A 16,689-nucleotide genomic window follows, 5' to 3' on the forward strand; every position below is an offset into this window, starting at 1 on the left:
ATGCGCCCCGTTATCACAGGCCCGGCCCCGAGAAAACCGCCAAAAGCCGGGAATTCTCAACGCTGCCGCATCAGCGACCACTGGACTTCCGCCACCTTGGCGAGCGGCATGGTCAGCGTGAGCTGGCGCGACGCCCGGACGCCGGAGGGATCGGCGAAGAAGACATCCTCCTCCTCCTCCACGGCAACATCGATACAGGTCAGCGCCCAGGCCTCGCCGTCCGGCGCGATCAGCCGCATCTCGTTGGCCGACACCCGATAGAGCTGGATCGTCGGATGAATGTGGAAGCGCACCACGGCCGTGCCCTTCTCGATCGCCCCGTCGGGGTCGGCGGGCTTGTAGAAACGCTCCCGGCCGCGGATCTCGCTGCCCGTCGCCGCCACGAGGATGTCCCGTTCGTAGAGAAGGCCGAAGCGCTTGAGATAACCGTCATGGGTCGCCGTCACGCTGTCGGCGCCGGACTGGCGCTCGGCACGCGACACGTCCACCTTGCTGACGCCGCCGACGACGATCGGCCCGAGGAAACGGGACGTGGAGATGCGCGAGGAGGACGTGTCGTTGAGCGTGGCGACGGAATGGGCCGCGGTGGTGCGCGCCATCTGCCTGAGCGCCTCGCCGGCAAAGCGCGGTCGCCCGGAATTGACGATGAAGCGGTTCCTGCCCGAGGACATCTCGATGGAAAGCGCACCGGCGGCGGCCGTCGCCGAAAGATCGACCGACTTGGGCACGCCCGTATCCATCAGCACGACCGTTTCCTTGACGGCCAGGCGGTCGTACCGGCTCTGCGGCAGCGCCTTGAAGGGCGCGCCGCCGGTCTCGTCGTAGCGCAGCACCGACATCAGCTCGTTCGCCAGCGTATAGGTCGCGCCGTTGAACAGCGCGAGCTCGCCGCCCTGGTGGCGGAAGAAGCGCAGCGCCGGGAAGATGCGGTCGATGGAAGGGATGAGCTGCGCGGGCACGTCATGGCCGAGATTGACATAGGTCTGACGCAGCGGCAGCAGGTCGAGCAGCACGTCGAGCGCGGCCCGCGGATTGCGCGAGGAATGGCCGCCATCGGGCAGGATCTGCCGGTCGAGCTCCTCGTCGAGATGGCGGGCGGCCCTGCGCATGCGCGAGGCGGAGGCCGGCATGGCGATGGAGGCCATGGCAAGCGCGATGCGCACCCGCAGCCGCGGCTCGCCGTCGCGCGTCGTGTCGGCGACATGGCGCAGATAGCGGACCTGGAAGGCGAGGCTCTTCAGGAAGCGGCGATAGAAGGGATAGTCGGCATCCTTCAGGACCACCGGCGAATGGGACAGCCAGGCGATGATGCGTTGCGCGACGACATCGGGCCGCCAGGCAAGCCCGCCGATGACCCGCCCATGGCTCTGCAGCCAGTCGTCCACGATGAAGCGAGCTGTATGGGCGGCCTTTTCCGGATCGACCAGCCGCATATGGCGCAGCCAGCCGAAGGAATGCAGGCGCACGGCGAACTCCTCCGAGGGAAGCTCCAGTGCAAAGGGTGATTCGCCGTCGCATTCGAGAACGCGGCCGGCCAGCGGGAAACGCCCGGCGACGATTTCTTCGCCGGCAAACGAATCAGCGGGGTGAAGGTCCGTCGGCGCGACGACCAGCCGGTCCGGCGTGCCGCCGGAAAAGCGCATCGCGCTGATTCGCCCGAGGGCGAGCCTCCGCGAAAACCGGCGCCAACCCTCACGCATATACAGATAGAGAAGCCGCTGCCTGTCGGAAAGCTGCATGGTTAACGAACGCCTCCTTGGCCTATAGCTAGGCCGAGAAGGCAAGCGGCGTCAATTGACCGGCGGTCGATGGGCTGTTGACGACGGCATATGTCTTTCGGAAGAGCCGGTGCAGCTCAGCCGGCACGGACGAGCCGAACGGCATAAAACCCGTCCACGCCGCCGGCATGGCCGAGTGTCGCGGGCAGCATGGCAGGCGTGGTGCGGAATTCGCCGCGCGGGGAGATCGCCGCTTCCAGACCCGGCCAGTCGGCGGGATCGACCGGCGCGATGCGCCAGTCCGGATTGTCGGCGAGAACCCGGGCGACCATGTCCTCCCCCTCGCTCGGATCGAGCGAGCAGTTGGAGAAGACCAGCTCCCCGCCGGGACGCACGAGCGTCAGCGCGTGGCGCAGCAGGCGCTCCTGCAGGCCGGCCAGCTTGCCGATATCCTCCGGCCCCTTGGTCCACAAGACATCGGGATGGCGGCGGATCGTGCCCGTCGAGGAGCAGGGCGCATCGAGCAGCACGGCATCGAACAGCTCGCCCGGGCGGTATTCCGCCATGTTCGCCTCGACCGTCTCGGCCGAAAGACGCAGCCGGTCGAGATTGCCGACAAGCCGCTTCAGCCGGTTGCCGGACTGGTCGAGGGCGGTGACCCTGGCGCCGGCGGCGGCAAGCTGCGCGGTCTTGCCGCCGGGCGCGGCGCAGAGATCGGCGACCCGCTTGCCGGCAAGGTCCGAAAACAGTTTTGCCGGCAGGCTTGCCGCGGCATCCTGCACCCACCATTCCCCGGCCTCGAAGCCTTCGAGCGCCGGAATGGCGCCGGACGCGACGGGCAGGCGCACCGAACCGGTCGGCAGCACCAGGCCGCCGAGCCGCGCGGCCCAGCCTTCCGGATCCGACTTGACGGTGAGATCGACGGTGGAGGGTTCGAGCAGCGCATTGGCAATGCGCGCGGCATGGTCACGGCCATAGACGGCGGAGAGCCGCTCGTGGAACCAGGCCGGAATGACGGAAACCGCCTGCGTCGCCGTCAGGTGCGAGGCCTTTTCGCGCGACAGGCGGCGCAGCACCGCATTGGTGAGGCTGGCGAAGCGGCGGTTGCGCGGGTCGATCTGCGCCTGCTCGACCGCAAGGTCGACGGCGGAATGATCGGGCACGTCGAGATAGAGGATCTGCGCCGCCGCGACCGTCAGCACATGATGCAGCGCGCGGGCGCCGTCCGGCAGCGGCGTGCCGACGAGCGTATCCAGGATGGCCTCGATACGGGGGAGGTGGCGCAGCGCCGTGTTGAGGATGGCCCGGACGAGCGCGCGGTCGGCATCGTTCAGCTGGCGGTAGGCCGGGTTGCCGTTTTCGAGGTCGAGCATGCCGTCGAGCGGCGTCTTGCGATCGACAACCGCCGCCAGGATCTTGGCCGCGGCCTGCCGGGCCCGCAGGCCCGGCTTTTCCGGATGGTTCGCAGCAGGCCCCGGAGGCGGTCCCTTGCCGGGGCGATGGCGTTTCGAATGTGCTCTGTTTTTGTGTTTGTCGTCGTTCAAGACCAGGGACCTTTGGGCGGTTCGGAACCACCGCGTCCCCAGCCGGTCGACGGGACGGAGCGCGATTTGCGCACCGGATTATCAGCCCGCACCGGCTCCGTCGAGCGTGTCTGCATGCCGCGGGCCATTTCCTCAAGCGCCGCTATACGGTTCTCCGTGTTCGGGTGGGTGGAGAACAGGTTGTCCATGCGCTCGCCCGACAGCGGATTGATGATGAACATATGGGCCGTCGCCGGATTGTGCTCGGCGGCCTCGTTGGGAATGCGGCCGGCGGCGATGGCGATCTTCTTCAAGGCCGAGGCGAGCCAGAGCGGGTTGCCGCAGATCTCCGCCCCGCGCTTGTCGGCGGAATATTCGCGCGTCCGACTGATCGCCATCTGCACCAGTATGGCGGCGAAGGGCGCGACGATCATGGCGATGAGCACGCCGATGAAGCCAAGCGGATTGTTGTTTTCCCGATTGCCGCTGCCGCCGAAGAACATGGCGAAGTTGGCAAGCATCGAGATCGCACCGGCGATCGTCGCCGTCAGCGTCATGGTCAGCGTGTCGCGGTTCTGGATATGGGCGAGTTCATGCGCCATCACGCCCGCCACCTCTTCATAGCTCAGGGCCTGAAGCAGGCCCGTCGAGGCGGCAACCGCGGCGTTCTGCGGGTTGCGGCCGGTGGCAAAGGCATTCGGCTGGTCGCTGTTGATGACATAGACGCGCGGCATGGGCAGGCCGGCACGTTTGGCGAGATCGCGCACGATGCCGTAATATTCCGGTGCCGAGCGCTCGTCGACCTCCTTGGCGCCGTACATGGACAGCACCATGCGGTCGGAATTCCAGTAGGAGAAGAAGTTCATGGCGATCGCGACGAGAAGCGCGATCATCATGCCGCCCTTGCCGCCGATGAGCAGGCCCACGCCCATGAAAAGCGCCGTCATGGCGGCAAGAAGCATGGCTGTTCGAACGATGTTCATGCGTTTTCGGCTCCTGTCTGGTCTCTTGCCGGGTTGCCACTCCCTGTTGTCAAGGGAATGTTTCACGTGAATCAGCGCTTTCCACAGCGCCTTCATACCTAGCTTTTGCATGTCGTTGTCGCAAAACCGCTGCACACTTTTGCGCGACATGCCTTATATGATGGGAAGCGAACAGGAATTCTTCAATATCCGGGAAGGATGCCCAATTTCATGCAAAGCGACAACGACAATCATGCCGACGGCCGGAAAGTGCTGCCGCCCGCCGCCCTGCGCGCCCTCCAGGAAGCCGAGGAGCGGCGCAAGGCCGCCCCGCAGGCCGAGCCCGCGCCGGAGATCGGCGGACGCGGCGGCGCCGACCCGGCACGCTTCGGGGACTGGGAGATCAAGGGCCGGGCGATCGATTTCTGAGAGGAAATTCGGCGAGCAGCCGTGACACATCGCCTCCCTCTCCATCGTCATGGTCAGGCTTGACCCGATCCATCCACGGCCACGGGTGCCGCACGGATCCTCGGGTCGAGCCCGAGGATGACGTCGGGAGGAGGAACGAAAACGGCGGCCAAATGGCCGCCGTTTCGCTTCATGCTTCAAACTCAGCCGGCAGCCTTATTCTGCCGATTGGCGATCAGGTCGTCCACGACGGCCGGATCGGCGAGGGTCGAGGTGTCGCCGAGCGAACCGAAATCGTCCTCGGCGATCTTGCGCAGGATGCGGCGCATGATCTTGCCGGAGCGCGTCTTCGGCAGGCCGGGCGAGAACTGGATCTTGTCGGGCGTCGCGATCGGGCCGATCTCCTTGCGCACGTGCTTGACGAGGTCCTGGCGCAGCGCATCGGTGCCTTCCTCCCCGGCCATCAGCGAGACGTAGCAATAGATGCCCTGGCCCTTGAGGCTGTGCGGATAGCCGACGACGGCGGCTTCCGAGACGAGGTGGTGCGAGACGAGGGCCGATTCGATTTCCGCCGTGCCGAGGCGGTGGCCGGAAATGTTGAGCACGTCGTCGACACGGCCGGTGATCCAGTAGTAGCCGTCCTCGTCGCGCCGGCAGCCGTCACCGGTGAAGTACTTGCCCTTGTAGGTCGAAAAATAGGTTTCGACGAAGCGCTTGTGGTCGCCGTAGACCGTGCGCATCTGGCCCGGCCAGCTATCGATGATGCAGAGATTGCCGTCGGCCGGTCCTTCCAGCACCTTGCCCTCGTTATCGACCAGCTGCGGCTTGATGCCGAAGAACGGCCGCGTGGCGGAGCCCGGCTTGAGCTCCGTCGCGCCCGGCAGCGGGGTGATCAGGATACCGCCCGTCTCCGTCTGCCACCAAGTATCGACGATCGGCGAACGGCCCTCGCCGACGACGTTGTAGTACCACTCCCAGGCTTCCGGGTTGATCGGCTCGCCGACCGAACCGAGCAGGCGCAGCGACGAGCGCGACGAGCGCTTCACGAAGGCATCGCCGGCCCCCATCAGGGCGCGGATCGCCGTCGGTGCGGTGTAGAAGATGTTGACCTTGTGCTTGTCGACCACCTCCCAGAAGCGGCCGGCATCCGGGAAGTTCGGCACGCCTTCGAACATCAGTGTGGTCGCGCGGTTCGCCAGCGGCCCGTAGACGATGTAGGAATGGCCGGTGACCCAGCCGACATCGGCCGTGCACCAGTAGACATCGCCGTCCTGGTAGTCGAAGACGTATTTGTGCGTCATCGAGGCATAGACGAGGTAGCCCGCCGTGGTGTGCAGCACGCCCTTCGGCTTGCCGGTCGAACCGGACGTGTAGAGAATGAAGAGCGGATCTTCCGCCTTCATCTTTGCCGGCGGACAATCGCGCGGCACCGTCAGCACCTCCTGGTGATGCCAGATGTCGCGGCCCGGCGCCCAGCCGGTCTTGCCGCCGGTGCGGCGCACGACGAGCACCTTGTTGACGATGACATGGTTCTTGGCGGCGATGTCGATCGCGGTATCGGTGTTTTCCTTGAGCGGGATCGGCTTACCGCCGCGCACGCCCTCGTCGCAGGTGACGACGAAGGTGGATTCGCAGTCGACGATGCGGCCGGCCAGCGCATCCGGCGAGAAGCCGCCGAAGACGACGGAATGCACGGCGCCGATGCGCGCGCAGGCGAGCATGGCATAGGCCGCTTCCGGGATCATCGGCATGTAGATGGTGACGCGGTCGCCCTTCTTGACGCCGTGCTTCTTCATCACGTTCGCCATGCGGCAGACGTGTTCGTAGAGCTCGTTATAGGTGATCTTCTTGTCGATATAGGGATTGTCGCCTTCCCAGATGATGGCGACGTCGTCGCCATGCGCCTTGAGGTGGCGGTCGATGCAATTGTAGGAGACGTTTGTGATGCCGTCCTCGAACCACTTGATCGGCACCTTGCCGGTAAACGACGTGTTCTTCACCTTGGTATAGGGCTTGAACCAGTCGATGCGCATGCCGTGCTTGTCCCAGAAGCGCTCCGGGTTCTCGATGCTTTCGCGATACCAGTTCTGATAGGTCTCGTTGTCGATCAGCGCGCGGCTTTTCGCGGATTTCAGCACCGGATAGGTCTTTGCGGACATGGATTCCTCCTCACTGCGCATAGGCGGGAAAGCCGCGTCTCCTCCAGCTCCCCGCATCTCCGTTGCCATACATATCAGGTCAAATCCCTCGGGCAATTAGACAAAAGGTCATTTGCGCTTGAAGAATTGCATTTCTGCGACAGTGATTGTATAGAGGGCGCAATTCCCGGAACATAGTGGTTACACCCCACGGCCCGCGACACCGGCGCGGACGGACAGAAGGACTATATCCATGGCTCAGCAGCTCCTCATGCCAAAGGCGACCGCGGTCTGGCTGGTCGACAACACGGCGCTGTCGTTCGACCAGATCGCCACATTCTGCAAACTGCATCCGCTCGAAGTGAAGGCGATCGCCGACGGCGAATCGGCCCAGGGCATCAAGGGCCTCGACCCCATCTCGACCGGCCAGCTGTCGCGCGAGGAGATCGCCCGCGCCGAAGCCAATCCGAATCACAAGCTGAAGCTTTCCGAACCGAAGGTCCGCGTGCCGGAATCCAAGCGCAAGGGCCCGCGCTACACGCCGGTCTCCAAGCGCCAGGATCGCCCCAACGCCATTCTCTGGCTGGTGCGCAACCATCCCGAACTCAAGGATGCGCAGATCTCGCGTCTCGTCGGCACGACCAAGTCGACGATCGAGCAGATCCGCGAACGCACCCACTGGAACTCGACCAACCTGACGCCGATGGACCCCGTGACGCTGGGCCTGTGCTCGCAGATCGACCTCGACCTCGAAGTCGAACGCGCTTCGAAGGGCCGTCCGCTGCCGACCGCCGCCGAGCTCGGTGCGACGCTGGAATCCGCACAGGAAACGGAAAAGCTGCCCTACAGCACCGACCGCGAGGACGAGAAGGAAATCGACGCCGACGCCGTCTTCGCCAAGCTGAAGTCGCTGAAGTCGGCCACGCCGGACGAAGACGAGGACGACCGCTTCTGAGCGGTGAAACAAAGGCTGCTCACCTCTCCTTCGTCATGGTCGGGCTTGACCCGACCATCCACCGCCGAGGACACCGCGTGGATCCTCGGGTTAAACCCGAGGATGACGACAATGGACGGGAGGGTTCTTCCCGTGTCCCAACCCGGCCTTTCGGCCGGGTTTTTTATTGCTCAAACAATCCGCCGCCCGGACAGCACTTCAGCGATCTCGTCCAGGATGGCGGGATCGTCGATGGTCGCCGGCATTTTCCAGTCCACCCTGTCGGCGATCTTCTGCATGGTGCCGCGCAGGATCTTCCCGGAGCGTGTCTTCGGCAGGCGCTTCACGCAGATAGCCGTCTTGAAGGCGGCGACCGGGCCGATACGTTCGCGCACGAGGCCCACCACCTCCTGCTCCACGAGCGATGATTCACGTGAAACACCGCTCTTCAGCACGAGGAAACCGGCCGGCAACTGGCCTTTCAGCGCATCGGCGACGCCGATGACGGCGCATTCGGCGACATCCGGATGGCTGGCGCAGACTTCCTCCATCGCCCCCGTCGAGAGGCGGTGGCCGGCGACGTTGATGATGTCGTCGGTGCGCGACATGATGAAGACGTAGCCGTCCTCGTCGACATAACCGGCATCGGCGGTCTTGTAATAGCCCGGGAATTCCGAAAGGCAGGCCGAGCGGAACCGTTCGTCGGCATTCCAGAAGGTCGTCAGGCAGCCCGGGGGGAGGGGCAGCTTGATGGCGATGTTGCCGAGCGTGCCGGGCGAAACCTCATGGCCGGCATCGTCCAGCACATGCAGTTCGTAGCCCGGCATGGGCACGGTGGGGGAGCCATGTTTCACGGGCAACTGGCCGAGGCCGAGCGGATTGCCGACGATCGCCCAACCGGTCTCCGTCTGCCACCAGTGATCGATGACCGGCACGCCGAGCACCGCCTCGGCCCAGCGGATCGTGTCCGGATCGGCCCGCTCGCCGGCAAGGAACAGCGCGCGCAGACTGGAAGTGTCGTGCCGCTTGACGAGCGCGCCCTCCGGATCCTCCTTGCGGATGGCGCGGAAGGCCGTCGGGGCGGTGAAGAGCACCGAGACCTTGTAGTCCTCCACCACGCGCCAGAAGGCGCCTGCATCCGGTGTGCCGACCGGCTTGCCCTCATAGAGCACCGTGGTGCTGCCGTTGAGAAGCGGCGCATAGACGATGTAGGAATGGCCGACGACCCAGCCGATATCCGACGCCGCCCAATAGACCTCGCCGCGCTCCACGCCGTAGAACGCCCGCATCGTCCAGGCGAGCGCGACCATGTGGCCGCCATTGTCACGGATGACGCCCTTGGGCTGGCCGGTCGTGCCCGACGTATAGAGGATATAGAGCGGATCGGTGGCCGCCAGCGGCGCACAGGGAATGACGCGCCCCGCATCCCGCGCCGCCGCAAGCGCGGGGCCGAGATCGACGTCGCGCCCCGCCTTCAGCTCCGCCGCCAGTTCCGGCCGCTGCAAGACGAGGCAGCGTTCCGGCTTGTGTGCGGCAAGCTCGATCGCCGTGTCGAGCAGCGGCTTGTAGGCGACCACGCGATTAGGCTCGATGCCGCAGCTTGCGGTGACCACGAGCTTGGCGGTGGAATCATCGATGCGCGCCGCAAGCTCGCTCGCGGCGAAGCCGCCGAACACCACCGAATGGATCGCCCCGATGCGCGCGCAGGCGAGCATGGCGAAGACCGCCTCGGGAATCATCGGCATGTAGAGAATGACGCGGTCGCCCTTCTCCACGCCCTGATCGGCGAGCACCGCCGCCATGGCATTCACATGGGTGAGGAGTTCGTCGTAGCTGTAGCGCGCCTTGCGGCCGGTCACCGGGCTGTCATAGATCAGCGCGGCGTCCGCGCCATGCCCCGCCGCTACATGCCGGTCCACGCAATTGTGACAGGTATTGCCGACCGCATCGGGAAACCAGCGCCCGTAGACGCCCTGCTCTCCGTCGAAAATATCCGCCGGCTCGCTGAACCAGTCGATTGCCCGGGCCGCTTCGGCCCAATGACCCCTGTGGTCATTCTTCCACGCCCGATAGATCTCGGCATAGGTCTTCTGCATCGCATCCTCCATGTCCGGCCTCCTGAAACGGCCGGCTCCTCCAGAAGGAAGAATAGGAGAGGACGATGCATCGGAAAAGCCAGACGAAAGCCTCAAGCGGCACATCGCCTCTTGCGCTTCGTCAAGCGAGGATGTCAGCGTGTTCCGAAAATCGCTGAACCGACGCGCACGCTGGTCGCACCGAAGCCGATGGCGACATCATAGTCGCCGGACATGCCCATCGACAGCCGATCGAGATTGCAGCGTTCGGCGAGCTTGGCGAGCAAGGCGAAATGCGGGCCTGGATTCTCGTCCGCCGGCGGAATGCACATCAGCCCCTCGATGGTGAGGCCGAGCTCGTCTCGGCAGAAGGCGACGAAGGCGACCGTATCATCCGGCGCGATGCCGGCCTTCTGCGGTTCAAGCCCGGTATTGACCTGGACATAGAGCCGCAAGGCGCGCCCCTGCCGCGCCATCTCGGCGGCGATCGCGCGGGCGATCTTTTCCCGGTCCACCGTCTCGATGACATCGAAGAGCGCCACGGCCTCGGCCGTCTTGTTGGATTGCAGCGGGCCGATCAGGTGAAGCTCGATGCCGGCCGCCTCGGCGCGCAACGCGGGCCACTTGCCCTGGGCCTCCTGCACGCGGTTCTCGCCGAACACACGCTGGCCGGCCGCGATCGCCGGGCGAATCGCCTCGGCATCGAAGGTTTTCGAGACCGCCACCAGCGTCACCGCCTCGGGCCTGCGGCCGGCCTCGGCAGCCGCCTTGCGCATCCGGTTGCGAACGTCTTCGAGACGGTCCTGAAGGTCCATGCTCATTCTCCATCGGCATCTGGTTCCGGACCTAGCGAAATCGGCACGGTTTGCCAAGCGTGCGCGTGCCGCATCTCTTTGGCCCGGGGGCCGGAAAACTTGACGCTTCGGCGGTTTCATGATGAAGGTCTCGGCACCATATTCGCATGGGCGCACCGCCCTCCAAGACTCCCAAAAGACTTCCGGAACATCAAAGACATGGCCACCGAACGTTACAATCCGCGCGATGCCGAACCCCGCTGGCAGGCAAAATGGAACGACGACAGCGTCTTCCTGACCAAGAACGACGATCCGCGCGAGAAGTACTACGTCCTCGAGATGTTCCCCTATCCGTCGGGCCGCATCCATATGGGCCATGTGCGCAACTATGCGATGGGCGACGTCGTCGCGCGCTACAAGCGCGCCCGCGGCTACAACGTGCTGCATCCGATGGGCTGGGACGCCTTCGGCATGCCCGCCGAGAACGCCGCCATGCAGAACAAGGTGCACCCCAAGGGCTGGACCTACGACAACATCGCGACCATGCGCAACCAGTTGAAGTCCATGGGCCTGTCGCTGGACTGGTCGCGCGAATTCGCCACCTGCGACGTGGAATATTACCACCGCCAGCAGCACCTCTTCCTCGACTTCCTGGAAAAGGGCCTCGTCTACCGCAAGCAGTCCAAGGTGAACTGGGACCCGGTCGACCATACGGTGCTTGCCAACGAGCAGGTCATCGACGGCCGCGGCTGGCGCTCCGGCGCGCTCGTCGAGCAGCGCGAGCTGACGCAATGGTTCTTCCGCATCACCGATTTCAGCCAGGACCTGCTCGATTCGCTGGAAACGCTCGACCAGTGGCCTGAAAAAGTCCGCCTGATGCAGAAGAACTGGATCGGCCGTTCCGAAGGCATGCTGGTGCGCTGGGAAATTTCCGAAGGCGCGGGCCTGACGGGCGAAAAGGACGTCACCGTCTATACGACCCGTCCCGACACGCTGTTCGGCGCCTCCTTCATCGCCATCTCCGCCGACCACCCGCTTGCCCGGGAGGCGTCTGCGAAGAACCCCGAGATCATGGCCTTCGCCGAGGAATGCCGCCGCGCCGGCACCTCGCTCGCGGCGCTGGAAACGGCGGAGAAGAAAGGCATGGACACCGGCATCCGCGTGCGCCATCCCTTCGACACGGCCTGGAAGCTCCCCGTCTACATCGCCAACTTCGTGCTGATGGACTACGGCACGGGCGCCATCTTCGGCTGCCCCTCCGGCGACCAGCGCGACCTCGACTTCGCCCGCAAATATAACCTGCCGGTCGTGCCCGTCGTCATGCCGAAGGATGGCGACGCGGCCACCTTCACTATCGCCGAAGAGGCCTATGTCGGCGACGGCGTAATGATCAATTCCGGCTTCCTCGACGGCCTTGGCACCGATGAAGCCTTCGAGGAGGTCGCGAACCGCCTCTCCGCCGTCACGCTCGGCAACGCCCCGCAAGGCGAGCGCAAGGTGAACTTCCGCCTGCGCGACTGGGGCATTTCGCGCCAGCGCTACTGGGGCTGCCCGATCCCGGTCATCCATTGCGAGCAGTGCGGCGTGGTGCCCGTGCCGAAGGCCGACCTGCCGGTCAAGCTGCCCGACGACGTCACCTTCGACAAGCCGGGCAACCCGCTCGACCGCCATCCGACCTGGCGCCACGTCGCCTGCCCGCAGTGCGGTGGGGACGCCCGCCGCGAGACGGACACGATGGACACCTTCGTCGATTCGTCCTGGTACTTCGCCCGCTTCACCGCCCCGTGGGAAAACGACCCGACGGACCCCGCCGCCGCCAACGCCTGGCTGCCGGTCGACCAGTATATCGGCGGCATCGAGCATGCGATCCTGCACCTGCTCTATTCGCGCTTCTTCACCCGCGCCATGCAGGTTTCCGGCCATCTCGACCTGAAGGAGCCCTTCAAGGGTCTCTTCACCCAGGGCATGGTGGTGCACGAGACCTACAGCCGCAGCGTCGCCGGCAAGCGCGAATGGGTGACGCCTGCCGAAATCCGCATCGAGGAGGAGGGCGGCAAGCGCCGCGCGGTCCATCTCGAATCCGGCGAAGAAATCGCCATCGGCTCGATCGAGAAGATGTCGAAGTCGAAGAAGAACGTCGTCGATCCGGATGACATCATCGCCTCCTACGGCGCCGATACCGCCCGCTTCTTCGTGCTCTCCGACTCGCCGCCGGACCGCGACGTCATCTGGTCGGAAGCCGGCGTCGAAGGGGCCCATCGCTTCGTCCAGCGCGTCTGGCGCCTCGTTTCCGAGGCGGCGCCGGCCCTGAAGGCCGCGGAAAGCCGTCCCGGCACGGAGGGCGAAGCGCTCGCCGTCTCGCAGGTCGCGCACAAGACGCTGAAGGCCGTGCAGGCCGATTACGACAAGCTCGCCTTCAACAAGGCCGTCGCGCGCATCTACGAATTCGTCAACGCGCTCGCCGCGCCGCTCACCGTCGCCGCTGCCGACAAGGCCTCGCCAGACCTCGCAGCCGCCCTGCGCGAAGCCGTCGGCATCCTGATCCGCGTCGTCGCCCCCATGACGCCGCATCTGGCGGAAGAATGCTGGCGCGAGATCGGCGGGGAAGGCCTCGTCGCCACCACGCCCTGGCCCTCCTACGAAGACCGCCTCGTCGCCGACGACGAGATCACGCTGCCCGTGCAGATCAACGGCAAGAAGCGTGCGGATTTGACAATCGCCCGCGATGCGGACCAGACTGCCGTGCAGGCGGCCGTTCTGGCGCTCGAGGCGGTCCAGGCCGTGCTCGCCGGCCAGCAGCCCAAGAAGATCATCGTCGTACCGCAGAGGATCGTGAATGTTGTTGTCTGACGGAACCGGCCTTTCGCGGTTCGCAAAGGCGTTCGCCGGCATCGCCATCCTCGGCGTCGTCGCCGGCTGCCAGGTGCGGCCGCTGTATTCCACGCCCGCCGGCACGGAGGGCAAGCTTGCCTCCGTGGCCATCTCGAAGGCCGACGACCGCGTGGAACAAAGGGTCCGCAATGAGCTGATCTTCCTCTTCTCCGGCGGCGGCGGCGAGACGCAGAGCGCGCTCTACCACCTCGAGCTCAATGTCGCCGTCCGCAAGGTCGGCGTGCTGCTCGACGTGCGCGACGACATTCCCCGCGCCGGCCGCATCGTCGTCTCGGCCGACTACAATCTCGTGCAGACCGACTCCGGCGAAACATTGGCGTCCGGAAAGCGCTCCACGGTCGCGCTCGTCGATTATCCCGTGCAGGAATTCGCCAAGCTGCGCGCCGTGCGGGACGCCGAGGATCGTGCTGCCCGCGAGCTGGCGGAGCTGATCCGCGCGGATGTCGCGTCCGCGCTCGGCCGTCGCTGAGCCGGCTATGGCCGAAGTCAAGTCGCACGAGTTCGACGGTTTCCTGAAGCGCAAACCGCTGCCCGTGCGGCTGTTCCTCGTCTACGGTCCCGATCGGGGCCTGGTTTCCGAGCGGGCGGCCGCACTGGCGGCGGTCAGCGGCGTCGATCTCAATGACGCCTTCTCCGTCGTGAAACTCGATGCCGGCGAGGTCGGCAGCCAGCCGGGCCGGCTGATCGACGAGATGAACGCCATCGGCCTCTTCGGCGGCGATCGCCTCGTCTGGGTCCGCAATGCCGGCAGCGAGAAGGGTCTTTCCGACGCGCTGGACATCCTGGCCAAGATGCCGGCCGGGCCATCCACGCTGATCATCGAGGCAGGTGACCTGAAGAAGGGCGCCGGACTGCGCAAGGCTGCCGAATCCGGTTCCGCAGTCGTCGCTATCCCCTGTTACGCCGATGACGGACGCGCCCTGCAGGCACTCATCGACCAGGAGCTCGCCGCCGAGGGCTTGCGCATTTCCCCCGCAGCCCGTTCACGCCTGGTGGAAACCATCGGCGGCGACCGGCTCGCCTCGCGCAACGAGGTGCGCAAGCTTGCGCTCTATTGCCGTGGCAGGGAACTGATCGAGGAGCAGGATGTCGAGGAGATCGTCGGCGATGCCAGCGCGATCTCGACGGACGATGCCGTCGATGCCATCCTCAAGGGCGACAAGGACGGTTTCCTGCATGCCATCCAGAAGATCGTTTCCTCCAAGACGCCGGTCTTCCTGGTGCTGCAGGGTTGCCTTCGGCAGTTCCAGCTTCTGGAGCTGATGCGCGCGGAAATGGATGAAAAACGCGCACCGGCCGCCCAAGCCATGGCGACCCTCGGCCGCCATCTGCATTTCCGCCGCAAGCCGATCGTCGAAAATGCCCTGAAAACCTGGACGGGGCCGGCGATCCGGCGCGAAACGCAGCGCCTGCAGGCTGCCATCCTGCAAAGCCGGCAACGTCCGGCCCTGGAGGACACGATCGCCATGCAGACGATGCTGGCGACCGTGCTTCAATCCGCGCGGCGGTGAATCCGGCTAAGGATGTTACCGCCGCTCAAGAAGCCGGCAGATTTCCTCGAGCTGCTCGAGCGTCTTGTAGGCAATTCGCAGCTGCCCGCCACTTCCCTTGTGATTGACGGTCACATCGAGGCCCAGCACGTCCGACAGCGTGCGCTCCAGCGCCAGCGTATCGGCATCCTTCTCGTCCTTGCGCGGCGTCTGGCCGTGATTGGGATCGCCCTGCGCCTTGATATCGTTCTGTGCAAGACGTTCCGCGTCACGCACCGACATACCCTTTGCCACAACGGTCTTTGCCAGGGCGACAGGATCGGAGGTCGGGATGAGCGCACGCGCATGGCCGGCCGATAGCGAACCGGAGGCCAGCATGTCGCGTACCGGTTCCGGCAGCTTGAGCAGGCGAAGGCTGTTTGCCACATGGCTGCGGCTCTTGCCGATGATCTCGCCGAGATCGTTTTGCGTATAACCGTGATCGGCGATCAGCAGCTCATAGCCCATCGCCTCTTCCAGCGGATTGAGGTCGGAGCGCTGTACGTTTTCCACGATGGCGATTTCCAGCGCCGTGCGGTCGTCCACGTCGCGAATGATGACCGGAATGTCAATGAGCCCCGCCAGCTGCGCGGCGCGCCAGCGGCGCTCACCCGCGATGATCTCGTAGCGACTGTCAGCCGTTGTGCGCACGACGACCGGCTGAACGATGCCGTGCTGGCGGATGGAGGAGGCCAGATCCTGCAGCTCCGATTCGTCAAAATAGCGCCGCGGATTGCGCGGATTGCGACCGACGAATTCGATCGGAACCAGGCGATCGGGATTGACCGCCGGGCGCTCGCCGACATCGGCGGCGGGCAGCTGGTCCATTTCACCGATCAGGGCGGCAAGGCCGCGGCCAAGGCGCCGCTTCGAGTTGTCTTCATTCATCGGTTCTACTCACGGATACTGAAATCAGGCAGCCCGGCGCTGCCTTTCACGCTGGATCACCTCGGAAGCGAGCTGAAGATAGGCCTGGCTGCCGGCGCATTTGAGATCGTAGAGAATGGCCGGCTTGCCATAGGACGGCGCCTCGGACACACGGACATTGCGCGGAATGAGTGTATGATAGACCTTTTCACCGAGATGCGTGCGCACGTCATTGACGACCTGCTGCGCAAGATTGTTGCGCGAATCGAACATGGTGAGCACGATGCCCTGGATATCCAGATACGGATTGACGGTGCGGCGCACCTGGTCCACCGTCTCCAGCAGCTGGCTGAGGCCTTCCAGCGCAAAGAACTCGCATTGCAGGGGCACCAGCACGGAATGCGCCGCGGCGAGCGCATTCATCGTCAGGAGGTTGAAGGACGGCGGGCAATCGACCAGCACGTAAGAGTAAGACAGCGCCTCGGTCGAGGCGAGGGCGCGCCGCAGCCGGAAGACGCGGTCGTTCTGCTGCGCGATTTCCATTTCGATGCCCAGGAGATCCATCGTCGAGGGAATGATCGACAGATTGGGCACGGCCGTCTGCAGCACCGTCTCCGCAACGCCGTGGCTGCCGATCAGCAGGTCATAGGAGGAGAGTTCGCGGTTGCGGCGATCGATGCCGAGGCCCGTGCTGGCATTGCCCTGCGGATCCAGGTCGACGATCAGCACGCGCTCGCCGATCGCGGCCAGCGCCGTGGCGAGGTTGATCGCGGTCGTCGTCTTGCCGACGCCGCCCTTCTGATTCGCAATGGTGATGATCCGGTTCTTTTCGATTGCCATGGGCATCCG

At 65.2% G+C, this 16,689-nt stretch carries 13 protein-coding genes; 5 read left to right on the forward strand and 8 right to left on the reverse strand.

Annotated features, from left to right (window positions below):
• Window positions 1-56: 56 nt before the first annotated feature.
• The 3 genes from AABQ55_RS02355 to htpX form a co-directional block, all read right to left on the reverse strand.
• Complete coding sequence (locus tag AABQ55_RS02355) at window positions 57-1,739, reverse strand: heparinase II/III family protein (RefSeq protein WP_272807127.1); 1,683 nt, start codon at window positions 1,737-1,739, stop codon at window positions 57-59.
• A gap of 116 nt (window positions 1,740-1,855) precedes the next feature.
• Window positions 1,856-3,262 (reverse strand): RsmB/NOP family class I SAM-dependent RNA methyltransferase, encoded by a 1,407-nt coding sequence (locus AABQ55_RS02360; RefSeq protein WP_443021137.1) that lies wholly within the window; start codon window positions 3,260-3,262, stop codon window positions 1,856-1,858.
• Window positions 3,259-4,224 (reverse strand): zinc metalloprotease HtpX, encoded by a 966-nt coding sequence (htpX, locus tag AABQ55_RS02365; protein ID WP_272807128.1) that lies wholly within the window; start codon window positions 4,222-4,224, stop codon window positions 3,259-3,261. The genes AABQ55_RS02360 and htpX overlap by 4 nt, the downstream gene beginning before the upstream one ends.
• 210 nt (window positions 4,225-4,434) lie before the next feature.
• Here htpX and AABQ55_RS02370 point away from each other — a divergent pair, with 210 nt between their 5' ends.
• Window positions 4,435-4,632, forward strand: coding sequence for a DUF1674 domain-containing protein (locus AABQ55_RS02370; protein ID WP_244770739.1), 198 nt, complete (start codon window positions 4,435-4,437; stop codon window positions 4,630-4,632).
• 182 nt (window positions 4,633-4,814) lie between these two features.
• Here AABQ55_RS02370 and acs read toward each other — a convergent pair whose 3' ends face one another.
• Window positions 4,815-6,770, reverse strand: coding sequence for an acetate--CoA ligase (acs, locus tag AABQ55_RS02375; RefSeq protein WP_272807129.1), 1,956 nt, complete (start codon window positions 6,768-6,770; stop codon window positions 4,815-4,817).
• Between the two features lie 232 nt (window positions 6,771-7,002).
• Between acs and AABQ55_RS02380 the strand changes: the two genes are divergently transcribed.
• Window positions 7,003-7,704 carry a DUF1013 domain-containing protein gene (locus AABQ55_RS02380; protein ID WP_064331962.1) on the forward strand — a complete coding sequence of 234 codons (702 nt, stop codon included), beginning with the start codon at window positions 7,003-7,005 and terminating at the stop codon, window positions 7,702-7,704.
• Window positions 7,705-7,874: 170 nt separating this feature from the next.
• Here AABQ55_RS02380 and AABQ55_RS02385 read toward each other — a convergent pair whose 3' ends face one another.
• Window positions 7,875-9,779, reverse strand: coding sequence for a propionyl-CoA synthetase (locus AABQ55_RS02385; RefSeq protein WP_272807536.1), 1,905 nt, complete (start codon window positions 9,777-9,779; stop codon window positions 7,875-7,877).
• A gap of 134 nt (window positions 9,780-9,913) precedes the next feature.
• Window positions 9,914-10,573 carry a YggS family pyridoxal phosphate-dependent enzyme gene (locus AABQ55_RS02390; protein WP_272807130.1) on the reverse strand — a complete coding sequence of 220 codons (660 nt, stop codon included), beginning with the start codon at window positions 10,571-10,573 and terminating at the stop codon, window positions 9,914-9,916.
• A gap of 198 nt (window positions 10,574-10,771) precedes the next feature.
• Here AABQ55_RS02390 and leuS point away from each other — a divergent pair, with 198 nt between their 5' ends.
• From leuS to holA, 3 genes are read left to right on the forward strand one after another with little or no spacing between them, the layout of a single operon-like run.
• Window positions 10,772-13,402, forward strand: coding sequence for a leucine--tRNA ligase (gene leuS, locus AABQ55_RS02395; RefSeq protein WP_272807131.1), 2,631 nt, complete (start codon window positions 10,772-10,774; stop codon window positions 13,400-13,402).
• Window positions 13,389-13,913, forward strand: coding sequence for an LPS assembly lipoprotein LptE (gene lptE / locus AABQ55_RS02400; protein WP_244770743.1), 525 nt, complete (start codon window positions 13,389-13,391; stop codon window positions 13,911-13,913). The genes leuS and lptE overlap by 14 nt, the downstream gene beginning before the upstream one ends.
• 7 nt (window positions 13,914-13,920) lie before the next feature.
• Entirely contained in the window at window positions 13,921-14,955 is a 1,035-nt protein-coding gene (gene holA, locus AABQ55_RS02405; RefSeq protein ID WP_272807132.1) for a DNA polymerase III subunit delta, read from the forward strand.
• 15 nt (window positions 14,956-14,970) lie between these two features.
• Here holA and AABQ55_RS02410 read toward each other — a convergent pair whose 3' ends face one another.
• Together AABQ55_RS02410 and AABQ55_RS02415 are read right to left on the reverse strand one after the other, a co-directional pair.
• Window positions 14,971-15,861: a ParB/RepB/Spo0J family partition protein gene (locus tag AABQ55_RS02410; RefSeq protein ID WP_272807133.1), complete on the reverse strand. Its 891-nt coding sequence runs from the start codon at window positions 15,859-15,861 to the stop codon at window positions 14,971-14,973.
• Between the two features lie 24 nt (window positions 15,862-15,885).
• Entirely contained in the window at window positions 15,886-16,680 is a 795-nt protein-coding gene (locus AABQ55_RS02415) for a ParA family protein (protein ID WP_272807134.1), read from the reverse strand.
• Window positions 16,681-16,689: the final 9 nt, after the last annotated feature.

The sequence above is a fragment of the Shinella sp. WSD5-1 genome, assembly GCF_963942435.1.
Taxonomy (GTDB): domain Bacteria; phylum Pseudomonadota; class Alphaproteobacteria; order Rhizobiales; family Rhizobiaceae; genus Shinella; species Shinella yambaruensis.